This window comes from Labrys methylaminiphilus subsp. lupini, from assembly GCF_051161885.1.
Classification (GTDB): Bacteria; Pseudomonadota; Alphaproteobacteria; order Rhizobiales; family Labraceae; genus Labrys.
The window spans coordinates 2,326,571-2,345,509 of sequence record NZ_JBMDIH010000001.1; the positions used below are offsets into that span (position 1 = coordinate 2,326,571).

The 18,939-nt window shown below is 62.5% G+C and carries 21 protein-coding genes; 11 read left to right on the plus strand and 10 right to left on the minus strand.

Annotated features, from left to right (window positions below):
• Position 1: 1 nt before the first annotated feature.
• Together ACN6KF_RS10995 and ACN6KF_RS11000 are read left to right on the plus strand one after the other, a co-directional pair.
• Positions 2–1,018, plus strand: a complete 1,017-nt coding sequence (locus tag ACN6KF_RS10995) for a serine hydrolase domain-containing protein (protein ID WP_434956880.1) — start codon at positions 2–4, stop codon at positions 1,016–1,018.
• Between the two features lie 36 nt (positions 1,019–1,054).
• Positions 1,055–1,720 (plus strand): DUF930 domain-containing protein, encoded by a 666-nt coding sequence (locus tag ACN6KF_RS11000; RefSeq protein WP_434956881.1) that lies wholly within the window; start codon positions 1,055–1,057, stop codon positions 1,718–1,720.
• Positions 1,721–1,748: 28 nt separating this feature from the next.
• Here ACN6KF_RS11000 and ACN6KF_RS11005 read toward each other — a convergent pair whose 3' ends face one another.
• The 8 genes from ACN6KF_RS11005 to ACN6KF_RS11040 form a co-directional block, all read right to left on the minus strand.
• Positions 1,749–2,069: a hypothetical protein gene (locus ACN6KF_RS11005; RefSeq protein ID WP_434956882.1), complete on the minus strand. Its 321-nt coding sequence runs from the start codon at positions 2,067–2,069 to the stop codon at positions 1,749–1,751.
• A gap of 66 nt (positions 2,070–2,135) precedes the next feature.
• Positions 2,136–2,840 (minus strand): hypothetical protein, encoded by a 705-nt coding sequence (locus ACN6KF_RS11010; RefSeq protein ID WP_434956883.1) that lies wholly within the window; start codon positions 2,838–2,840, stop codon positions 2,136–2,138.
• Positions 2,841–2,883: 43 nt separating this feature from the next.
• Entirely contained in the window at positions 2,884–3,447 is a 564-nt protein-coding gene (locus ACN6KF_RS11015) for a DUF4337 family protein (protein ID WP_434956884.1), read from the minus strand.
• 293 nt (positions 3,448–3,740) lie between these two features.
• Positions 3,741–3,986, minus strand: coding sequence for a GlsB/YeaQ/YmgE family stress response membrane protein (locus ACN6KF_RS11020; RefSeq protein WP_434956885.1), 246 nt, complete (start codon positions 3,984–3,986; stop codon positions 3,741–3,743).
• Between the two features lie 28 nt (positions 3,987–4,014).
• A complete protein-coding gene (locus ACN6KF_RS11025; RefSeq protein WP_434956886.1) occupies positions 4,015–4,269 on the minus strand; it encodes a PsiF family protein in 255 nt (84 codons plus the stop codon).
• 184 nt (positions 4,270–4,453) lie between these two features.
• Positions 4,454–5,275, minus strand: a complete 822-nt coding sequence (gene murI / locus ACN6KF_RS11030) for a glutamate racemase (protein WP_434956887.1) — start codon at positions 5,273–5,275, stop codon at positions 4,454–4,456.
• Between the two features lie 231 nt (positions 5,276–5,506).
• On the minus strand, positions 5,507–6,004 hold the full coding sequence (locus tag ACN6KF_RS11035; RefSeq protein WP_434956888.1) for a CYTH domain-containing protein: 498 nt from the start codon (positions 6,002–6,004) through the stop codon (positions 5,507–5,509).
• Positions 6,005–6,077: 73 nt separating this feature from the next.
• Complete coding sequence (locus tag ACN6KF_RS11040; RefSeq protein ID WP_434956889.1) at positions 6,078–6,851, minus strand: RNA methyltransferase; 774 nt, start codon at positions 6,849–6,851, stop codon at positions 6,078–6,080.
• Positions 6,852–7,077: 226 nt separating this feature from the next.
• Between ACN6KF_RS11040 and ACN6KF_RS11045 the strand changes: the two genes are divergently transcribed.
• The 9 genes from ACN6KF_RS11045 to ACN6KF_RS11085 all read left to right on the plus strand — a co-directional run bounded on the left by ACN6KF_RS11045 (position 7,078) and on the right by ACN6KF_RS11085 (position 17,285).
• Positions 7,078–7,326, plus strand: coding sequence for a hypothetical protein (locus ACN6KF_RS11045; RefSeq protein ID WP_434956890.1), 249 nt, complete (start codon positions 7,078–7,080; stop codon positions 7,324–7,326).
• 440 nt (positions 7,327–7,766) lie between these two features.
• A complete protein-coding gene (locus tag ACN6KF_RS11050) occupies positions 7,767–10,007 on the plus strand; it encodes an NADP-dependent isocitrate dehydrogenase (RefSeq protein WP_434956891.1) in 2,241 nt (746 codons plus the stop codon).
• Positions 10,008–10,157: 150 nt separating this feature from the next.
• Complete coding sequence (locus ACN6KF_RS11055) at positions 10,158–10,802, plus strand: glutathione S-transferase family protein (RefSeq protein WP_434956892.1); 645 nt, start codon at positions 10,158–10,160, stop codon at positions 10,800–10,802.
• A gap of 210 nt (positions 10,803–11,012) precedes the next feature.
• Positions 11,013–12,224 carry an NADP-dependent isocitrate dehydrogenase gene (locus ACN6KF_RS11060; RefSeq protein WP_434956893.1) on the plus strand — a complete coding sequence of 404 codons (1,212 nt, stop codon included), beginning with the start codon at positions 11,013–11,015 and terminating at the stop codon, positions 12,222–12,224.
• A 96-nt stretch (positions 12,225–12,320) separates the two neighbouring features.
• Positions 12,321–12,788, plus strand: a complete 468-nt coding sequence (locus tag ACN6KF_RS11065; protein ID WP_434956894.1) for a RidA family protein — start codon at positions 12,321–12,323, stop codon at positions 12,786–12,788.
• Positions 12,789–12,989: 201 nt separating this feature from the next.
• The gene (locus ACN6KF_RS11070) at positions 12,990–14,228 is read left to right on the plus strand and encodes a GNAT family N-acetyltransferase (RefSeq protein ID WP_434956895.1); all 1,239 of its coding nucleotides are present in this window, start codon (positions 12,990–12,992) and stop codon (positions 14,226–14,228) included.
• Positions 14,229–14,232: 4 nt separating this feature from the next.
• A complete protein-coding gene (locus tag ACN6KF_RS11075) occupies positions 14,233–14,646 on the plus strand; it encodes an HIT family protein (protein WP_434956896.1) in 414 nt (137 codons plus the stop codon).
• 243 nt (positions 14,647–14,889) lie between these two features.
• Positions 14,890–15,453 (plus strand): hypothetical protein, encoded by a 564-nt coding sequence (locus ACN6KF_RS11080; RefSeq protein ID WP_434956897.1) that lies wholly within the window; start codon positions 14,890–14,892, stop codon positions 15,451–15,453.
• A gap of 365 nt (positions 15,454–15,818) precedes the next feature.
• The gene (locus ACN6KF_RS11085) at positions 15,819–17,285 is read left to right on the plus strand and encodes a DEAD/DEAH box helicase (RefSeq protein ID WP_434956898.1); all 1,467 of its coding nucleotides are present in this window, start codon (positions 15,819–15,821) and stop codon (positions 17,283–17,285) included.
• A 71-nt stretch (positions 17,286–17,356) separates the two neighbouring features.
• On the opposite strand, the gene mce is transcribed toward ACN6KF_RS11085, so the two are convergent.
• Together mce and ACN6KF_RS11095 are read right to left on the minus strand one after the other, a co-directional pair.
• Positions 17,357–17,761, minus strand: coding sequence for a methylmalonyl-CoA epimerase (mce, locus tag ACN6KF_RS11090; protein ID WP_434956899.1), 405 nt, complete (start codon positions 17,759–17,761; stop codon positions 17,357–17,359).
• Entirely contained in the window at positions 17,758–18,885 is a 1,128-nt protein-coding gene (locus ACN6KF_RS11095) for an anhydro-N-acetylmuramic acid kinase (protein ID WP_434956900.1), read from the minus strand. The genes mce and ACN6KF_RS11095 overlap by 4 nt, the downstream gene beginning before the upstream one ends.
• Positions 18,886–18,939: the final 54 nt, after the last annotated feature.

Sequence of the window (18,939 nt, forward strand, 5' to 3'; positions counted from 1 at the left end):
GATGAGGCGTCTCCCCATCCTTGCTGCCCTCATCGCCTGCATCGTCGGTCCGTCCGCCCCGGTACAGGCCGAGCCCGGCCGGCACTGGCAGGCCGTTCCCAACGAAAGCGGCTGGACCGCTGACACGGCCAAGGCCGTTACGGCCTATGCCGGCACCTACCGCCCGACAGCGCTTGCCGTAATCCGGGACGACCGTATCGTGGCCAGCGCCGGCGATCCCAGCCGGCGCGTCAACGTTGCCTCGGTCCGCAAGAGCCTGCTGAGTGCGCTCTACGGCATTGCCATCGGCGAGAACAGGATCGCTCTCGGCGACAGCCTGGAGAAGCTCGGCATCGATGATATCCCGCCCGCTTTGACCGCCGACGAAAAGCAGGCCGATGTCCGCGACCTCTTGATGGCCCGCTCCGGCGTCTATCATCCCGCCGCCTATGAAACCGCCGATATCCGCAACAAGCGTCCGGCGCGCGGGAGCCACCCCCACGGCACGTTCTGGTTCTACAACAATTGGGATTTCAACGTCCTCGGCACGATCTATCGCCAGGCGAGCGGAGAGGACATCTTCACAAGCTTCGAAAAGCGCATCGCCCATCCGATCGGCATGGAGGATTTCTCGGCAAGGGACGGGCGATACGTCTTGTCTCCCCTCTCGCGCCATCCGGCCTATCCCTTCCGCATGAGCGCGAGGGATCTAGCCCGCTTCGGGCTGCTCTTCCTCAATCAGGGGCGCTGGAACGGCCGCCAGATCGTCCCCGCCACCTGGGTTCACCAGTCCACCGCCGCCTATTCCCCCGTCCCCAAGCGCAAGAGCGCCTATGGCTATCTATGGTGGTCTCTGCCGAGGGAGAATTGGGGCGAAGGCGCAGCCATGGCTGCAGGCTATGGCGGGCAATTCCTCGCCTATATTCCGACAAAACGCCTCGTCATGGTGCAGACCGTCGATCCGGCACAGAACCCGGCCGGCATCCATATGAGGGATTTCATGGCGCTGATGCAGCAGATCGCCACGGCCGCTCCCTGAGCGATGGCCGTCATCAGCCTTCCGCAAAATCGCGACATGTCCTTCGGCCTGCCGGCGGCGCTGCTTCTGCACGCCATTGCCTTGGCCGTGCTGTTCCTTGCTCCCCGCCCCGCACCGCTGATACCGCCCCCCGAAAACAGCATCGAGGTAGAGTTCGTCGAGGAAATCCCGAAACCGGCCCCGCCGGCGCCAGCGGCCCTCCCGCTGCCAGCCAAACCGCAGGCGCCGGCACCCTCCCTTGATGTCACTCCGCCGGGAGGGGCGACAGCTCCCAGGCCAAGCGAGGCGCCGGTGCCGCCTCCGGCGATGATCCAGGCCAGGAGAATTCTTTCCGATCTTGCTTTGGCGGATCCACGCAGCCGGCAAGCCAGGAAGATGCTGCCTCTCCTGGGCCGCAACGAGCGCATGGAGCAATTGTGCAACATCGAGGCCATGGCCCAGTTGCGGGCCTGGAATCACGATCTCGAGCCCGATCTCACGATCGCCTATGCGCTGGCTGAAACAAGGATTGCAGATGCAAGCGTAACGGCCGATGGGGCGGCATTCCGGAGCCGGAAGCAGTGGTTCGTCCTGAAATATCGCTGCACCCTCACCGCCGGCCTCACCAGGGTTTCAGCTTTCGAATTCCAGGCCGGCATAACCATACCCAGGAAAGACTGGAGCCGTTTCAACCTGCCCGAGGGCGACAAGCCGCAGGATTGAGGCCGATACGAAACGGCCTGCGATAAGCCTATGTCTCGCCACGCCGCAATTCATCGGCCAATTCATAGGTCTGCGCCGATATCGGCGCCAGTCCGGGTCCATCCAGCATCGCGTTGATGACCGCATGGGCATGATCGAGCGCACTGCCGGCGACATAGTCTCCATCGAGCCAGTCGGGCAATTCATTGAGCACATTGGTGAGGCAGGCCAGAAGCAGGGCCTCGCTGTCCGTCAGATTACTTCTGATGCGCTTGAATTCGGCGGCCACGATCGTCGGATGTTCATCGCGAGGCAGAGGCTGGAAGGTCATGGCATTCTTTCCGACATCGTCGACGTCCAGCCCACCCATGGGCATCCTGCCGCGATGGGTCTTAGCTGGAGATTAGACAGGAAGTGGCTCCGGAGCGGCGCGGCCTCAGGCCAGTATGTTGACCGCCCGGGCAGCGACCAGGGCAACCGTCAAAAGAGAGATCATCGCCTCGGCGAGCATCAAAAGCTTGGCCCTCGGGGTCAGCGGCATCGTATCCGTCGGCGAAAATGCCGTGGCATTGGTGAAAGCCACAAACAGATAGTCGACGAAGCCGGGCAGCCAGTCACGCAGATGCGGATCGTTCAGGGTCATCTGCGGAAATAGGAAGTCGGAGCGGGCTCGCTCGACCAGGCCGCAGGTCGGCGGGCCGCCGCGGTCCGTGCTCCAGAACCACAGGGCGAACACGATGATGTTGGTGACCCAGATGTTGAGCGCATCGATCAGCAGCGTCGTGCCGTTTCCGGCATGGCCTGCGATCAGCGTTTGAACCAGCAGGAACAACGCCCCGCAATTCATGATGCTGATGACCGCCGTCAAAATGAGAGCCGTCCGGCGGATCATGACGCGGAAACGATTGACCGCCTGCCAATGGTGATCGGCCACTGCGTTGCGGATACCGGCCTGCGTCCACGCCGTCGCGATAGACAGGGGAATCAGCAATATCAGTTCGACAGTCGGGGCCAGCCAGCGAGGCCCGAAGGAAAGCTGATTGATCACCAGCAATTGCAGGCACACGATGATCAGCACGGCGCCGCGCGCCAGCCAGAAATCGAGAGCCCTATGCCGGAAGACAATATGGCGTTCACGCATGGGAACCTCGGAGGGGGGAACGAGCCCGGATGGGGAAAGAACATCAGACATAGGCAAACACGGTGGCCACCATGCCCAACGCGCCAAGGGCCAGGGAGCAGAGCCAGGGCCAGCGCCGGCCGCGGGTGATGATCGACAGGGTCGCCACCGCGATGGAGACATGCAGCAGCGTGACCGCCAGGGTCAGGATATGGTGGCGACGGGCACGCCTGTCGCTGTCGCGCAGTCTTGCGTCGACATGTCCTTCGATTTCGACGGCCTGCGCCTGAATCGCCTTGGCATCGTCGTCATTGTGCTTGGCCTTGGCGAGAAAGTCGTCCTTGGTCGGCCCACCGCCCGCGGCCGCGATTTCATAGGCATTCTTCTTGATGCTCTTGGCTTGGTAGAAGGCCCATTGATCGCTCGCCTTGTTCTGCAGATAGGCCGCCTCGCTCTTGTCGTTGATGGCTTCGGCGGTCTCCAGCGACTCGAAACTGCCGATCGTGGCGGCCAGGACGGCGAGAACGGCAATCGTAACCGACACCGTGATCAGGAAGGGATTGCCGTCATGGGCCGCGCGCTCGGCATGCTCGGCGTGCTCGAGATGTTCCTGCGTTTCGTCTTCCATCGGCATATCCATCGCCATTCAACGGTCGCTCGAGCATTTACTGGCAAGGAGCGTGCCATGCCCTTGATTGGCGACGGTGGCTGCGGCCTCAGGCCTCCGCGGGCAGACAATTCGAGTAGGAGGCCTGCACGCCGTGGAGGAAACTACAAAACGCGTAAGGCAGGCGTCTCCGCTGCGCCGGGCATATCGCCAGGGACAAGCGCCCTCACCGCAAGGAAAAGGGCATACGACCCTTCGAGGATCGCATGCCCTTTCTACGGCGCCGTTCCCGGCACGATGTCCTTGGATCGGCGTCAGGCCCGCTTCAGCAGGCGCAGCACAAGAAGCAAGATGACCGCTCCGACGACCGCGAAGACGATCTCATTGACGATCGCACTGCCAATATGGATGGGAATGTAGGGCTGCACGAAGCCGCCGATGAACGAGCCGACCACGCCGACGATGAGATCGCCGATGAGGCCGAAGCCGCCACCACTGACGAGCAGGCCGGCGAGCCAGCCGGCCACGATACCCACGATCAGGAAAGTGAGCAGATGCATGGCAAACCTCCAACGATGAGGTTAAGCCTCAACCGGCTTTGCCGCCGCTCTTGATGCAGGTTTGGCGGAACTTCTTGCGATCCTTGCCGTGAAGTCCCTTGGCATCGGCCTGGGCGGAGCAGGCCTGTGACGCCGCCGACTGCGGCGCCTTCGTCTTCGCCTTTGCAGGAGCTGTCGTGGCGGCGGGCGGCGTGGCAGGCGCCGGTGTTGCGGTCTGCGCGAAAGCGCCGGTCGTAACAAATCCAGCGACGACGACGGAGGCCAACAGCGTGCTGATCTTCATGATGAGCGTTTCCAGGTTGAGCCCCCAGCCCAACCGCAGGTTGCCACCGTTCCCGCACCAACACAATGACGCTGCGGTACATCCCAAAGTATAGGGTATGGCGGCAACAGACCGCATCAGTCCAGGAAACGCCTTACAGTATCGGCTCCGCCGAAAACCAGCGTCCCCTCTTCGGCTCTATGCTCTAATGCCAACCAGGCGGCAGGGTTTCCACCGCAACCGCAGGAAGGCCACGGGCCGCAAGAACGCTCCGAAGTTCATCGGTCAGGCCGGCGCCACCGGTGAACAGGGCCAGACCGTCCTCCACCACCGTGCGCGGAGGAATTGGGCCCGCGAGATCGGCGGCGCGGCGGGCGATGGCCGGGGCGGGATCGAGCCAGGTGACCGGCCAGGGGGCGACCCGCTTCATCGCGTCCAGCACCAGCGGATAATGCGTGCAGGCCAGCACCACCACATCGGTGCGCTTGCCGTCACGATCGACGAAACAGGGGGCGATTTCACGAGCAATCGCCGCATCCTCGACGGGCTGGCCGCGCAATACGGCCTCCGCCAGGCTGGCCAGCCCCACCGCGCCGACGAGTTCCACCTCGATGGCGGCGGCGAAGGAACGGATCAGCTCGCGCGTATAGTCACGCTTGACGGTACCAGGCGTCGCGAGAATCGCCACCCGCCCCGTCTTCGTCAGCGCGGCGGCCGGCTTGATCGCGGGCACGGTGCCGACGAAGGGCACGGAGAAGCGCCGGCGGAGAATGGGCAGGACGATTGTCGAGATCGTGTTGCAGGCAATGACGACCAAAGACGGCTGATAACGCGGGATCAGCCGCTCCATTACCTCGACGACGCGTTCGACCACGACGTCCTCGGCCAGGCGTCCATAAGGGAAAACGGCATCATCGGCGACATAGACGAAGCGCGCGCCGGAAAGCGTCACTCGCAATTCGGAAAATACGGTGAGGCCACCGAGGCCGGAATCAAAGACAAGGACAGTTGGAGCGCGGTCAGACATGACCGCAGCTCCATAAACCGTGCCAGCCAGAAGGTCGACCCTCTCCAGAAGACTAACCTTCCTGGGACGCTCTTCGGAATGATCGATACCATCCGGAATCAATCGCTGCATGTCGTGTTGCCCGTACGCACTACCCAACCGGGCGCACGCCTATTCAAACCCAGATGAGTGAATGAAGCGTTTCAATCGTGATCTTTTTTTGATCCCAAAGCGGCACGTCCGGGAATTTCCTCAAAAGACATCGGCAGGCAGCGCCTCTTCACTCCAGCTCGTGAAGGGAAAACGCGCCAGATTCGAATTGCCGTAACGCCGATCCCCCGTCACTTCCTCGCCGACCCAGCCCGGCAATGAAACCGGCTGATCCTCATGCTCGAGCTCCACTTCGGCCAGCACCAAGCCGTCATTGGCTCCGGTGAACACGTCGACGGCCCAGCCCAATCCACCATGGTGGACATCGTGACGCGTCTTGGAAACGAGAGGCTCGATCGAGAAGCGCCTGATGATCTCGACGGCATCGGCCTGGGGGATCTCATACTCGAACTCGTGGCGGGTCCTCGTGCCCGGTTCGCTCTTGAGCGTGATGAAGCCCTTGTCGCCATAGATGCGGATGCGCGCCCGCAGCAGCGGCGTGCGGCAGAAATAACCCTGCCGGATGATGGCGGAACCCCGAACCTGCTGGCGCCAGTCGTCGTTGCGGACGAGAAATTTGCGTTCGATCTCGACAGCCATGAAACACCCATTCCAATGGAAATGGGCGCAGCCTAGCGCCCCCTTATGACAGGGGTTTCGCGTTCGGATTCGCTCAGTCGCGCTTGATACGCGTGCCCTGCCGGCCGCCGATGAGCGAGGCGACCGCTCCGCGCAAGGTCTGGACATCCTGTTCGGTCATCGCCAGCCGATGCCAGATGTTGCGGAAATTGCGCACCATGATTTCGCGCTTTTCAGGCGGATAGAAGAAGGAAACAGCGTCGAGTTCCTTCTCCAGATAGTCGAAGAAGGCAAGCATATGCTCGCGCGTTGCCGGCGGAGAGGTTCGGCTAGGCGCGATCGGCGCCTTGCCGCCAGAGACCAGCTTCCACCACTCATAGCCAACCAGCAGCACTGCCTGGGCGAGATTGATCGAGGTGAAGGCGGGACTGACGGGAAAGGAAATGATGGCATCGGCGAGCACCACGTCGTCGTTGGAAAGCCCCATGCGCTCCGGGCCGAACAGGATGCCACTACGCGCACCCTCCCCTGCCAAGGCCTGCATCTTCGTAGCCCCTTCGTCGGCAGCGAACACGTCCTTCATCTGGCCGCGCTCGCGCGCGGTGGTGGCGAAGACGTAATTGAGATCAGCGATCGCCTCTTCGGTGGTCTCGAACAGCCTGGCGTTGTCCAGCACGGCAGAAGCGCCGGATGACGCCTGGCGTGCGCCCTTTTTCGGCCAGCCGTCGCGCGGGGAAACCAGGCGCATCTCGCTAAGGCCGAAATTCATCATGGCTCGCGCGCACATGCCGATGTTCTCTGCAAGCTGGGGGCGAACCAGGATCACGGCGGGAGGCGTCACGGTATTGCTCGCATTCGACTGGGACATCACGACAGGGGCCTGGAAACAGGAAAAGTCCGGGCTGCATAGACCATTCGGCGGATAATGACAGCTTCTTTGCGCCGTCAGAACTAGGACGGTCCTTGTTCCCACGGATACAGGGCGGCAGCCGGCGTCCGGGTCAATGTGCCCGAACGCACCGCCGGGCCGGATCTGCGTCGCTAGGATGCCTTCATCAACAAGGGCACGAACCCGGCTTTAAAGGACCACGATTATGCGCAAGACCTTTCTCACCCTCGCCTTCGCTGCCACGGCCTTCACCGCCGCCACCGCCGCGTCCTTCGCCGATGACTGCGACAATGGCTATGCGAGCGCCTCCAATTACCCCACTTATTCCAATTCCTACCGCGTGACGCAGACCTATAGCCGCACCACCTATTACGACTGTCGGACGGTGAGCTATCGCGTCTGGGATGATTATGCGCAGAGCTACATCTATCGCACCCGCGAAGTGTGCAACTGACCTCGATAAGCCTGCCCCATCAGCCATAGACATGTTGCCGACACTCCCGTGAGCCCCGCTCCGGGAGTGTTTTGCCGTGCCGGTTCCTCAGTACTCCCGCATCCATGACATGGCGGAAGCCTGCAGGCACAAATCAGTTGCCGAAGCCCGAAGCAGGTGGCAGTTTCGACCGACAGGTTCCTTTTGATCGTGACATCGGCATGATCGGGAGGAACCTGCAAAGTCTCAAACATTTGCGGCCGGTGCGATCCATCCGCGGGTCTTTCCGGGAAACGCTGCTGAGGTCATCGAGCGGCAAGTCATCGAGGTCATCCCGTTGCTGGAAAGACACGCCCCCTGACCACCCCATTCTGCAATTCACGGAGCACTCAGCGCCGATCCATGCGTCGGCGTGAGCGCTTTTTCTTGCCCTGACTCCGACCCGCCAAGGAAGCCAGCGTATGAGCGCCACACCTCCCACCATCATCTACACGCTGACCGATGAAGCCCCGGCCCTGGCAACGGCCGCTTTCCTGCCCATCGTCCGCACCTTTGCCGCGCCCGCCGGCATCGACGTCACCACCAGCGATATTTCGGTCGCCGGCCGCATCCTGGGCGAGTTCCCGGAATTCCTGACCGACGAGCAGCGTGTTCCCGACAATCTGGCGGAACTCGGCCGGCTGACGCTGCTGCCCGACACCAACATCATCAAGCTGCCCAATATCAGCGCCTCAGTGGCGCAATTGGCGGCCGCCATTCGGGAATTGCAGGCCAAGGGCTACAAGATCCCCGACTATCCAGAGAACCCCAAATCGGACGAGGAAAAGGCGATCCGCGCCCGCTACGCCAAATGTATCGGCAGCGCGGTGAACCCGGTGCTGCGCGAGGGCAATTCGGATCGCCGCGCACCGCTGGCGGTGAAGAACTATGCGCGCAAGAACCCACACAGCATGGCTGACTGGAGCCAGGCCTCACGCACGCATGTCTCGCACATGCATGATGGGGACTTCTATCATGGTGAGAAGTCGCTGACGCTCAACAAGGCGCGCGAGGTCAAGATGGAGCTGATCACCAACAGCGGCAAGACCATCGTCCTCAAGCCCGAGATCTCGCTGCAGGATGGCGAGATCATCGATTCGATGTTCATGAGCAAGAAGGCGCTGCTGGATTTCTACGAACAACAGATCGAGGATGCGCACAAGACCGGCGTGATGTTCTCGCTCCACGTGAAGGCGACCATGATGAAGGTGTCGCACCCCATCGTATTCGGTCACTGCGTGAAGATCTTCTACCGCGACGCCTTCGCCAAGCATGGCAAGCTGTTCGACGAGCTCGGTGTCAACGTCAACAACGGCATGGTCGACCTTTACAACAAGATCGCCACCCTGCCGCAAAGCAAGCAGGACGAGATCAAGCGCGATCTGCATGCCTGCCACGAGCATCGGCCCGAACTGGCGATGGTCGACTCGGCCAGGGGCATCACCAATTTCCACTCGCCCAACGACATCATCGTGGACGCCTCCATGCCCGCCATGATCCGCAATGGCGGCAAGATGTGGGGCGCGGACGGCCGCCTGAAGGACGTCAAGGCCGTGATGCCGGAAAGCACCTTCGCCCGCATCTATCAGGAGATGATCAACTTCTGTAAATGGCACGGCGCTTTCGATCCCCGCACCATGGGCACTGTGCCGAATGTCGGCCTGATGGCGCAGCAGGCCGAGGAATATGGCTCGCACGACAAGACTTTCGAAGTCCCGGAGGACGGTGTGGCCAACATCACCGACCTTGCGACCGGCGAGGTGCTGCTGAGCGAGACTGTCGAGCAAGGCGACATCTGGCGCATGTGCCAGGTCAAGGACATGGCCATTCGCGACTGGGTCAAGCTCGCGGTCACCCGCGCCCGCAATTCGGGCATGCCGGCTTTGTTCTGGCTGGACCCGTATCGCCCGCACGAGGCGCAGTTGATCGCCAAGGTGAAGACCTATTTGCGCGACCACGACACCACCGGTCTCGACATCCAGATCATGAGCCAGGTGCGCGCCATGCGCTACACGCTGGAGCGGGTGATCCGTGGCCTGGACACGATTTCGGTCACCGGCAACATCCTGCGCGATTACCTCACCGACCTGTTCCCCATCATGGAGCTCGGCACCTCGGCCAAGATGCTGTCGATCGTACCCTTGATGGCCGGCGGCGGCATGTATGAAACGGGCGCCGGCGGCTCGGCTCCCAAGCATGTGCAGCAATTGGTGGAGGAAAACCATCTGCGTTGGGATTCGCTGGGCGAATTCCTGGCGCTGGCCGTCTCGCTGGAGGATCTCGGCATCAAGACGGGCAATGCCAAGGCCAAGCTGCTCGCCAAGACGCTGGACGCTGCGACCGGCAGGCTCCTGGACAACAGGAAGTCCCCCTCGCCTCGCACCGGCGAGTTGGACAACCGGGGCAGCCAATTCTATCTGGCGCTGTATTGGGCGCAGGAGCTCGCCGGCCAGACGGACGACCCCGCGTTGCAGGCGCAGTTCAAGCCGCTGGCCGAGACGCTGGCGCGCGACGAAACCAAGATCCTGGCCGAACTCGCGGCCGTGCAAGGCAAGCCCGCGGATATTGGTGGCTATTATCTGCCCGACCGGCAGAAATGCGAAGCCGTGATGCGTCCGAGTGCCACCCTCAACGCCGCGCTGGCGCACGTGAAACGCGCCTAGAGAGAGCAGAATCAATCGCGACCAGCTTTCTCCACAAGGCGGGGGAAGGCTGGTCGCGCCCTATCGTCCAAGAATGATGCGAAGGCGCACCCCTGGCCAAATCCGGCCGCATGGCTATGCTCCCGCCACCACCTCCAGGAGGGCAATCCCATGAGCGATGAACTCGTCTTCTACACCAATCCAATGTCGCGCGGCCGCATTGCCCGCTGGATGCTCGAGGAAACCGGCCAGCCCTATCGCACCGAGATCCTCGACTTCGGCACCAGCATGAAGTCCGTCGACTATCTCGCCCTCAACCCGATGGGCAAGGTGCCGGCCATTTCGCATCGGGGCGTGGTCGTCACCGAGGGCGGCGCCGTCTGCGCCTATCTCGCCGATGCCTTTCCGCAGGCCGAACTGGCGCCTCCATCCGGCTCGCCGCAGCGGGGCCTTTATTATCGCTGGATGTTCTTCGCGGCCGGCCCGGTCGAGGCCGCCGTGACCAACAAGGCGCTCAATATCGAGATCCCCGACGAGCGCAAGCGCATGGTCGGCTATGGCTGCTATGCCGACGTGATCGATGCGCTCGACTATGCGGTCTCCCAGAACGAGTTCATCGCAGGAGACCGCTTTTCGGCGGCGGATGTCTATTTCGGTTCGCAGATCGGCTGGGGCCTGATGTTCAAGACGATCGAACCGCGCCCGGCTCTCGCCGCCTATTGGCAGCGAATCGCCAACCGTCCCGCCGCCATCCGGGCCCGCGAAATCGACGACAGGCTGGTCGCCGAGGCCAAGCAGGCCCAGGCCTCGCCATGAAGACCGGGTTTCGCCCGGCAAACAGCCATTGTCCCTGCCTCAAGCTTTTTTGATTTGAATGAGACGCCTCAAATCGCAAAGACGCGTTGAACCGGGGAGTTAGGCCAAAGTGCGTTTTCCCCCAAACGCACTTTGCTCCGGCGAACTTCCCCCGGCCGAAAGGCGGTGCTATAGCGCCGCCGATATTTCCCAATGAATGAGGCTTGTACGATGGCGAAGATCAAGGTGGCCAATCCGGTCGTCGATATGGATGGCGACGAGATGACCCGCATCATCTGGCAGCAGATCAAGGACAAGCTGATCTTCCCCTATCTCGACCTCCAGCTTGACTATTACGACCTCAGCATCGAGAACCGGGACAAGACCCGCGACAAGGTTACCGTCGAGGCGGCCGAGGCCACCAAGCGCCACGGCGTGGCAGTGAAATGCGCCACCATCACGCCGGACGAAGCCCGTGTGAAAGAGTTCAATCTCCAGGAAATGTGGAAGTCGCCCAACGGCACCATCCGCAACATCCTCGGCGGTGTGATCTTCCGCGAGCCCATCATCTGTCGCAACGTACCGCGCCTGGTACCGGGCTGGACCCAGCCGATCGTCGTCGGCCGCCATGCCTTCGGCGACCAGTATCGCGCCACCGATTTCCGCTTCCCCGGCAAGGGTACGCTGACGATCAAGTTCGTCGGCGAGGACGGCACGGTGATCGAGAAGGAAGTGTTCAAGTCGCCGGGCGATGGCGTGGCGCTGGCCATGTACAATCTCGACGAGTCCATCCGGGAGTTTGCGCGCGCCTCTTTCAATTACGGTCTGGCCCGCAATTTCCCGGTCTACCTGTCGACCAAGAACACCATCCTCAAGATCTATGACGGGCGCTTCAAGGACATCTTCGCCGAAGTCTTCGCGAGTGAATTCAAGGCCGAATTCGACAAGCGCAAGCTCACCTATGAGCATCGCCTGATCGACGACATGGTCGCTTCGGCGCTGAAATGGTCCGGCGGCTATGTCTGGGCCTGCAAGAACTATGATGGCGACGTGCAGTCCGACATCGTGGCCCAGGGCTTCGGCTCGCTCGGCCTGATGACCTCCGTGCTGCTCAGCCCCGACGGCAAGACGGTGGAAGCCGAAGCCGCCCACGGTACGGTGACGCGCCATTACCGTGAGCACCAGAAGGGCAAGGAGACCTCGACCAACTCCATCGCCTCGATCTTCGCCTGGACGCGCGGCCTTGCCCATCGCGCCAAGCTCGACGACAATGCCGAACTCGCCAAATTCGCCGCCACGCTGGAGAAGGTCTGCGTTTCCACGGTCGAGACCGGCTTCATGACCAAGGATCTGGCCCTGCTGGTCGGCCCCGATCAGAGTTGGCTGTCGACCACCGGCTTCCTCGACAAGATCGACGAGAACCTCAAGAAGGCCATGGCCTGATTTCTGGAGCGCGGGCTTCCAGCCCGCTCTTCCTTTCATAGTCGCACTGCGTCCAAGAGCGGACGAGATGTCCGCCCTTCCCAATGAGGTCCCTCCATGTCCGCCATCGACGCCCGCCTTGCCGAACTCGGCATCACCCTGCCCACCCCGGCCGCTCCTGTCGCCAATTATGTCGGCACGGTGCGCACCGGCAATCACCTCGTGATCTCGGGCCAACTCTGCTTCAACCATGAGGGTAAGCTGGCCGCGACCGGCAAGCTCGGCACCGGCACGGTCACGGTCGAGGACGCCCGCGTCGCGGCCCGTTACTGCGCCATCAACATTCTGGCGCAGATCAAGGCCGCCGTCGGCTCCCTCGACAATGTGGTGCGCGTGGTCCGCCTCGGCGGCTTCATCGCCGCTGCTCCGGAATTCACCACCCATCCGATGGTGATGAACGGTGCCTCCGACCTGATGGTCGAGGTGTTCGGCGACAAGGGACGCCATGCCCGCTCCACCGTGGGCGTGCCCTCGCTTCCTCTCGACGCCACTGTCGAGGTGGAAGCCCTGATCGAAGTCGCCTAGAGCAAAGCGCATTCAAGCCGAACGCTTCTTTGCTTTAGTTCTTTGTTTCGGCGCGTCCTTGCATTTCCTGGCGTCTCCGCCGAATCGCAAAACGCCCTGAGGTCGAGCTTTGGCAGGGGCATGAGTTTGAACCATGCCCCTTGCATCCGGGACGATTGTGCCCAAATTCCTCTGGCAGGCGTCAGTAGAGGGAATGCGAGCTTGAGCGAACACGGCTTTACGATCAAGGCAGCTTCCTCGATCGAAGCCATTGGACGCCAGGCCTGGGATCGCTGTGCCAATCCCCTCGCCGCAACGCCCCAGCCTTGTTCTTCTAGCCGACGGCTGGGCGCCGAGGACGAAGTGGCGGCTCCAGATCCCTCGGCCGAGCATTTCAATCCCTTCATTTCCTACGATTTCCTGCACGCTCTCGAAGCAAGCGGCTGTGTCGGCGGGCGCTCGGGCTGGACGCCTCTTCATCTCTTCGTCACCCATGAAGACGGTCGCGTCGCCGGCGTCACGCCCGCTTACGGCAAGAACCACAGCCAGGGCGAATATGTCTTCGACTGGGGCTGGGCCGATGCCTATGAGCGCGCCGGCGGGCAGTATTACCCCAAACTCCAGGTCAGCATCCCCTTCACGCCGGCCACGGGCCGCCGCTTCCTCGTCGCCCCGAACGAGGATCCCGAGCTCGTCTCATCCGCCCTGGTGAGAGGCGCCAAGGCAGCCCTGTCTTCCATCGGCGGCTCCTCGATCCACGCCACCTTCATCGGCCATGGCGACTGGCAATGGCTTGGCGGCCAGGGGTTCCTGCAGCGCACCGACCAGCAGTTCCATTGGCTCAATGAGGGCTATGACGATTTCGAGGCCTTTCTGACCTCTCTTGCTTCACGCAAGCGCAAGACCATCAAGCGCGAGCGGCGCGATGCGCTCGCCAACGGCATCACCATCGAAAGGCTGACCGGAACGGCTATTACGAAGGAGGCCTGGGACGCCTTCTATGGCTTCTATATGGATACAGGCTCCCGCAAATGGGGGCGCCCCTATCTCAACCGCAAATTCTATGCCTTGATCGGCGAGACCATGGCCGAGCATGTCCTGCTGGTGATGGCCAGGCGCGAGGGACGTTACATCGCCGGAGCCATCAACTTCATCGGTTCTGACACGCTTTACGGCCGGAATTGGGGCTGTATCGAGGACCATCCCTTCCTGCATTTCGAGGTGTGCTACCATCAGGCCATCGAGTTCGCCATCGAACGCCGTCTGCGGCGCGTGGAAGCCGGGGCCCAGGGCGAGCACAAGCTCGCTCGTGGCTATCGGCCCGTGACAACCTATTCCGCCCATTATATTGCCGATCCCGGTTTCCGTCGGGCGGTCGACGACTATCTCGCGCATGAACGCGCTGAGATTGCCGCCCATCACGAAGCTCTCGACGAGGCAACGCCCTTCAGGAAAGGATAGCGGCATGACCGCTTATGATCCCGACAACATCTTCGCCAAGCTGCTGCGTGGGGAAATTCCCAACCACACGCTCTACGAGGATGATCGCACCCTCGCCTTTCTCGACATCATGCCTATCGTCGACGGCCACGCCCTGGTGATCCCCAAGAAGCCCGCCCGCAACATCTTCGATGTAGCGCCGGAGGAACTCGGCTATCTCGTTCAGGTCGCCCAGAAGGTCTCCCTGGCCGCTTGTAAAGCGTTCGGCGCGGACGGCCACACGCTGCGCCTGCATTCGGAAGTCTCGGGCGGGCAGGAAGTGCCGCATATCCATTTCCACGTCTTGCCAATGAAGACGGGTGTTCCCGTCCGTCCCCGCGCCATGGCCGATCACGCCGTCCTCGCCCAGCATGCCGCGAAGATCCGGGCTTTGCTGTAGGTCTGGAGTGCGGACTTCCAGTCCGCTCCTGGAAACATCGCGCCAACAGAGGGAGAAGAGCGGACATCGCCCCGTGAATTCACGGGGCTGAGAAGTCCGCGCTCCCAGGAAAACCCCTTCACACCACCTGACAAAACTTACCCCGGCAAAATTTCTTGCGTCTTGATTCGCCTTGGCAAGTTTTTCTTCACCATCCCGCGCAATAGTGATTCTCACTGAGGTCGCGTTGAGTTGGAGTTCGTCATGTTGGTCGCAAGTGCTGTCGATATCACTGTCGGCTGGCTTTGGCACACTGCCTATCGGGCCCGCCATCACTGGAAACTGAACCGAGAAGGTGCCTTGGTCGCCGCTGGTTTTGTGGCTTTCGTCGGCGCCATCGACGCCGCCCGCTCAATCCACGCAACACCGGCCGTATCAGCCGCCGCCGCGGCGGTGACTGTGCCAGCCCCTGTGACGGCACCGGTCATTGCCAACCTCGCTCCGGCGCCGGCTGCACCTCTGCCTGCGGCCAATGCCAATTCGATACAGGCTGCTGCCGATCCCACCGTCGCGCCGCAATTTCCGATCATTCAGGATCAGACCGGTTCGATCGACCAAGCCGATCCGATCGAGACGATTCTGCCGATGGATCCGGAAGCCCAACGTGATGATCCCATCGCACGCAAGATCAACGAGCGTTTCGGCGACGCCACCGAAGCGCCTGTGGTCAAGAAGCCCAAGCCGCGCCCGGTGAAGACCGCCGAAGCCAAGCCGGCCAAGCCCCCGGTCAAACCCGCCAAGAAGAAGCCTGAAACCGCGGCTCAGTAAGGCCCATTCAAACCCATGCAGAAGAAGGCGGGCCAATGCCCGCCTTCTTGCTTTTGTACCCTTCATCAGGCTCGTTGCGACCAAAACTGACGTAACGGAAGGATCGTCATCCCGGCTGTTTGGGCGTGCCCCCTTGCCGCGTCATCATCGTGGCCATCGCCGACCAAGCTGCAAATCTGCAGAAAAGGCCTGAGAAACAAGCGGAAATCGTGGCTTTAGCTGGCAAAACCATTGACATTTCCTGTCCTAACCCTATGGTCGCGCCGTCCGGGCCCACCCGATAGGGCCCTGTTCGTCCGTGCGGCGATGCGAGCCGCCCTCTGCCGTCCGATCGGGGCGGCCTCTGTAGGTTCGACATTTCCGCAATGAGCTTCGCTGAACTCGGTCTCTCGTCAAAGGTCCTCGCTGCTGTGGAAGCGGCCGGATACACTACCCCCACGCCCATCCAGGCCCAGGCCATTCCGCACGTGCTGCAGCGTCGCGACGTACTCGGCATCGCCCAGACGGGCACCGGCAAGACGGCGGCCTTCACCCTGCCGATGCTGACGCTGCTGGAGAAGGGCCGCGCCCGCGCCCGCATGCCGCGCACGCTGATCCTGGAGCCGACCCGCGAATTGGCGGCACAGGTCCAGGAGAATTTCGACCGCTATGGCAACAAGAGCGGCCTGTCGGTCGCCCTCTTGATCGGCGGCGTTTCCTTCGGTGACCAGGACGCCAAGATCACCCGTGGCGTCGACGTGCTGATCGCCACGCCCGGCCGCCTGCTCGATCATGTCGAGCGTGGCAAGCTGCTGCTCACCGGCGTGGAGCTTCTCGTCATCGATGAAGCCGACCGTATGCTCGACATGGGCTTCATCCCCGACATCGAACGCGTCTGCAAACTGGTGCCCTTCACCCGGCAGACCCTGTTCTTCACCGCGACGATGCCGGCCGAGATCAAGCGCATCACCGACCAGTTCCTGCACAATCCGGTACAGGTAGAGGTCGCCCGCCCCGCCACCGCTGCCGCCACGATCACCCAGGCGCTGGTGCACACCAAGTCGACGCCCGCCGAAAAGCGCGTGACCCTGCGTCGGCTGATCCGCTCGGCGGAGAACCTCCAGAACGCCATCGTCTTCTGCAACCGCAAGTCGGAAGTCGCCATCCTGCACCGGTCGCTGGTGCGCCACGGCTTCGGTGCCGTCGCGCTGCATGGCGACATGGATCAGCGCTCCCGGATGGCCGCGCTGGAAAGTTTCCGCAATGGCGAGATGCCGATCCTGGTGGCTTCGGACGTCGCCGCGCGCGGCCTCGATATTCCCGAAGTCAGCCATGTCTTCAATTTCGACGTGCCTGTCCATGCCGACGATTACATTCATCGCATCGGGCGCACCGGCCGCGCGGGCCGCTCCGGCTGGGCCTTCTCGCTGGTTTCCTCGGCTGACGGCAAGCATGTCGCGGCCATCGAGACGTTGACGGGCATCAAGATTCCCTTCACCGGCGATCCGCCTCCGATCGAGGGGGACGACGAGGAAGAGATCCACGCCAAGCCGCGGCGCGGACGTCGCGAGCGCGGCGGCAAAAGCGAGGAGCCTCGGCAGCAGGGCAAGTCTCGCGAGGCCAAATCCCGCGAGGTGGAGCCCCCGCGCGAACGCGAGGCGAAACCAGCGCGCGAACGCGACGAGACGCCCAAAGTGCCGCGCCACGAGCCGCAGCAAACGACTGAACAGCGCCGCCCGCAATCCTCCAGGCCCCATCGGCGCGACGAGGATGACGGTCCGGTTGTGATCGGCATGGGCGACCACGTGCCGTCTTTCCTGCTCACGCCGATCCGGCGCAAGAGCAACGGCTGAGTCGATACCTCTCACTCAAGACGAATGAAGCGCATTTGCCTTCTCCCGCAAGGGGAGAAGGCAGTCGCGCCTCAAACCTGTTCCAATTCCACCAGCGTTCCCGAGAAATCCTTGGGATGCAGGAACAGGACCGGCTTGCCGTGCGCGCCGATCTTCGGTTCGCCATCGCCGAGAATGCGCGCTCCAGCCTGTTTCAACTGGTCCCGGGTGGTCAGGATGTCGTCGACTTCGTAGCAGATATGGTGCATGCCGCCGTCGGGATTCTTGTCGAGGAAACGGGTGATCGGCGAGTTCTCGCCCAGTGGTTCCAGGAGCTCGATCTTGGTGTTGGGCAATTCGATGAAGACCACGGTGACGCCGTGCTCCGGCAGGGCCTGGGGCTGCGACACATGCGCGCCTAGCGTATCGCGATAGACGGATGTCGCAGCATCGAGGTTGCGCACGGCTATGGCGACGTGATTGAGGCGACCGATCATGCGCCCACCCGCTTCTGGCCCGGCACAGCAAGAATGCCGCCGGTGAGCGCCTTGCCGACGCCGGTGCTGGATGGAAAGGTCAAGGGTAGCTCCTTCAGGGATCGAGCAGCCAGATAGGCAAAAGCCTGCGCTTCCATCATGGCAGCCGACCAGCCGAACTCGTCAGCCGTACGCACCGGCACGCCGGTCTCGGCGCGCAGGAAATTGAGAATTGCCGGATTGCGGGCACCGCCACCGCAGACGATCCATAATTTCGGCTCGGCAGGCAGCCATTGCCGCGCCGCCGCCGCGCTGCGAGCGGTGAAGGCGGCCAGGGTCGCCACCGCATCCGGCGTGGGCAGATCCGCAACCGCCTCGCGGGAAAAAGCGTTGCGGTCGAGCGATTTGGGTGGTGCCTCACCGAAATAGGGATGCGCCATCAATTGGCCGAGTATGTTCTCGTCGACCTTGCCGGCCAGAGCCTGCCGGCCGTCCTGGTCCAGGGCGACTCCGGTGCGCTCCATCATCAGATCGTCGATCAGCGCATTGGCGGGTCCGGTGTCGAAGGCAATCGGATCGCGCCCCTTGGCGACGTAGCTGACATTGCCGACACCGCCGAGATTGAGTACGGCGACGGGACCGGCCAGTTTGGCGGCTTGCACCAGCGCCTGGTGATAGACAGGCACCAGTGGCGCGCCCTGCCCCCCTTCGGCGACATCGGCGGCCCGCATGTCATAGACGGTCCGGATACCGAGACTGTCGGCCAGCGCCTGACCATCGCCGAGTTGCACCGTCAGCCGTTCCTGCGGGCGATGCAGCACCGTCTGGCCATGAAAGCCAATGACATCGATATCGTCAGGACTGAGATCATGCGCCTTCAGGAAATCCGAAACGACGTCGGCATGTTTGCGGGTGATCAGCCGCTCGGCCGCGACCAGAGCGCCGGGGCGCTCGTTACGACTCTTCACCGCCACCGCATCGGCGAGAGCCCGCCGCAGTAAAGTGCGCTCTTCCTCACTATAGGCGAGTTCGACCGTCGGTCCCATCTCGACCGTATCAAGACCATCCGTCTCGATCAGGGCGGCGTCGATACCGTCCATCGAGGTCCCGGACATCAGCCCGAGTGCCGTCATCATCGTCTTCATGCGCAAATCACCCGATTTCTCGGCACCCCTGTACCAAAGCGCCGCCAAACCTGT

Excerpts from the sequence above, each read along its gene's own strand:
- ACN6KF_RS10995 (WP_434956880.1), top strand. The coding sequence starts at position 2 with ATGAGGCGTCTCCCCATCCTTGCTGCCCTCATCGCCTGCATCGTCGGT.
- ACN6KF_RS11000 (WP_434956881.1), top strand. The coding sequence starts at position 1,055 with ATGTCCTTCGGCCTGCCGGCGGCGCTGCTTCTGCACGCCATTGCCTTG.
- ACN6KF_RS11005 (WP_434956882.1), bottom strand. The coding sequence starts at position 2,069 with ATGGGTGGGCTGGACGTCGACGATGTCGGAAAGAATGCCATGACCTTC.
- ACN6KF_RS11010 (WP_434956883.1), bottom strand. The coding sequence starts at position 2,840 with ATGCGTGAACGCCATATTGTCTTCCGGCATAGGGCTCTCGATTTCTGG.
- ACN6KF_RS11015 (WP_434956884.1), bottom strand. The coding sequence starts at position 3,447 with ATGGAAGACGAAACGCAGGAACATCTCGAGCACGCCGAGCATGCCGAG.
- ACN6KF_RS11020 (WP_434956885.1), bottom strand. The coding sequence starts at position 3,986 with ATGCATCTGCTCACTTTCCTGATCGTGGGTATCGTGGCCGGCTGGCTC.
- ACN6KF_RS11025 (WP_434956886.1), bottom strand. The coding sequence starts at position 4,269 with ATGAAGATCAGCACGCTGTTGGCCTCCGTCGTCGTCGCTGGATTTGTT.
- murI (WP_434956887.1), bottom strand. The coding sequence starts at position 5,275 with ATGTCTGACCGCGCTCCAACTGTCCTTGTCTTTGATTCCGGCCTCGGT.
- ACN6KF_RS11035 (WP_434956888.1), bottom strand. The coding sequence starts at position 6,004 with ATGGCTGTCGAGATCGAACGCAAATTTCTCGTCCGCAACGACGACTGG.
- ACN6KF_RS11040 (WP_434956889.1), bottom strand. The coding sequence starts at position 6,851 with ATGTCCCAGTCGAATGCGAGCAATACCGTGACGCCTCCCGCCGTGATC.
- ACN6KF_RS11045 (WP_434956890.1), top strand. The coding sequence starts at position 7,078 with ATGCGCAAGACCTTTCTCACCCTCGCCTTCGCTGCCACGGCCTTCACC.
- ACN6KF_RS11050 (WP_434956891.1), top strand. The coding sequence starts at position 7,767 with ATGAGCGCCACACCTCCCACCATCATCTACACGCTGACCGATGAAGCC.
- ACN6KF_RS11055 (WP_434956892.1), top strand. The coding sequence starts at position 10,158 with ATGAGCGATGAACTCGTCTTCTACACCAATCCAATGTCGCGCGGCCGC.
- ACN6KF_RS11060 (WP_434956893.1), top strand. The coding sequence starts at position 11,013 with ATGGCGAAGATCAAGGTGGCCAATCCGGTCGTCGATATGGATGGCGAC.
- ACN6KF_RS11065 (WP_434956894.1), top strand. The coding sequence starts at position 12,321 with ATGTCCGCCATCGACGCCCGCCTTGCCGAACTCGGCATCACCCTGCCC.
- ACN6KF_RS11075 (WP_434956896.1), top strand. The coding sequence starts at position 14,233 with ATGACCGCTTATGATCCCGACAACATCTTCGCCAAGCTGCTGCGTGGG.
- ACN6KF_RS11080 (WP_434956897.1), top strand. The coding sequence starts at position 14,890 with ATGTTGGTCGCAAGTGCTGTCGATATCACTGTCGGCTGGCTTTGGCAC.
- ACN6KF_RS11085 (WP_434956898.1), top strand. The coding sequence starts at position 15,819 with ATGAGCTTCGCTGAACTCGGTCTCTCGTCAAAGGTCCTCGCTGCTGTG.
- mce (WP_434956899.1), bottom strand. The coding sequence starts at position 17,761 with ATGATCGGTCGCCTCAATCACGTCGCCATAGCCGTGCGCAACCTCGAT.
- ACN6KF_RS11095 (WP_434956900.1), bottom strand. The coding sequence starts at position 18,885 with ATGAAGACGATGATGACGGCACTCGGGCTGATGTCCGGGACCTCGATG.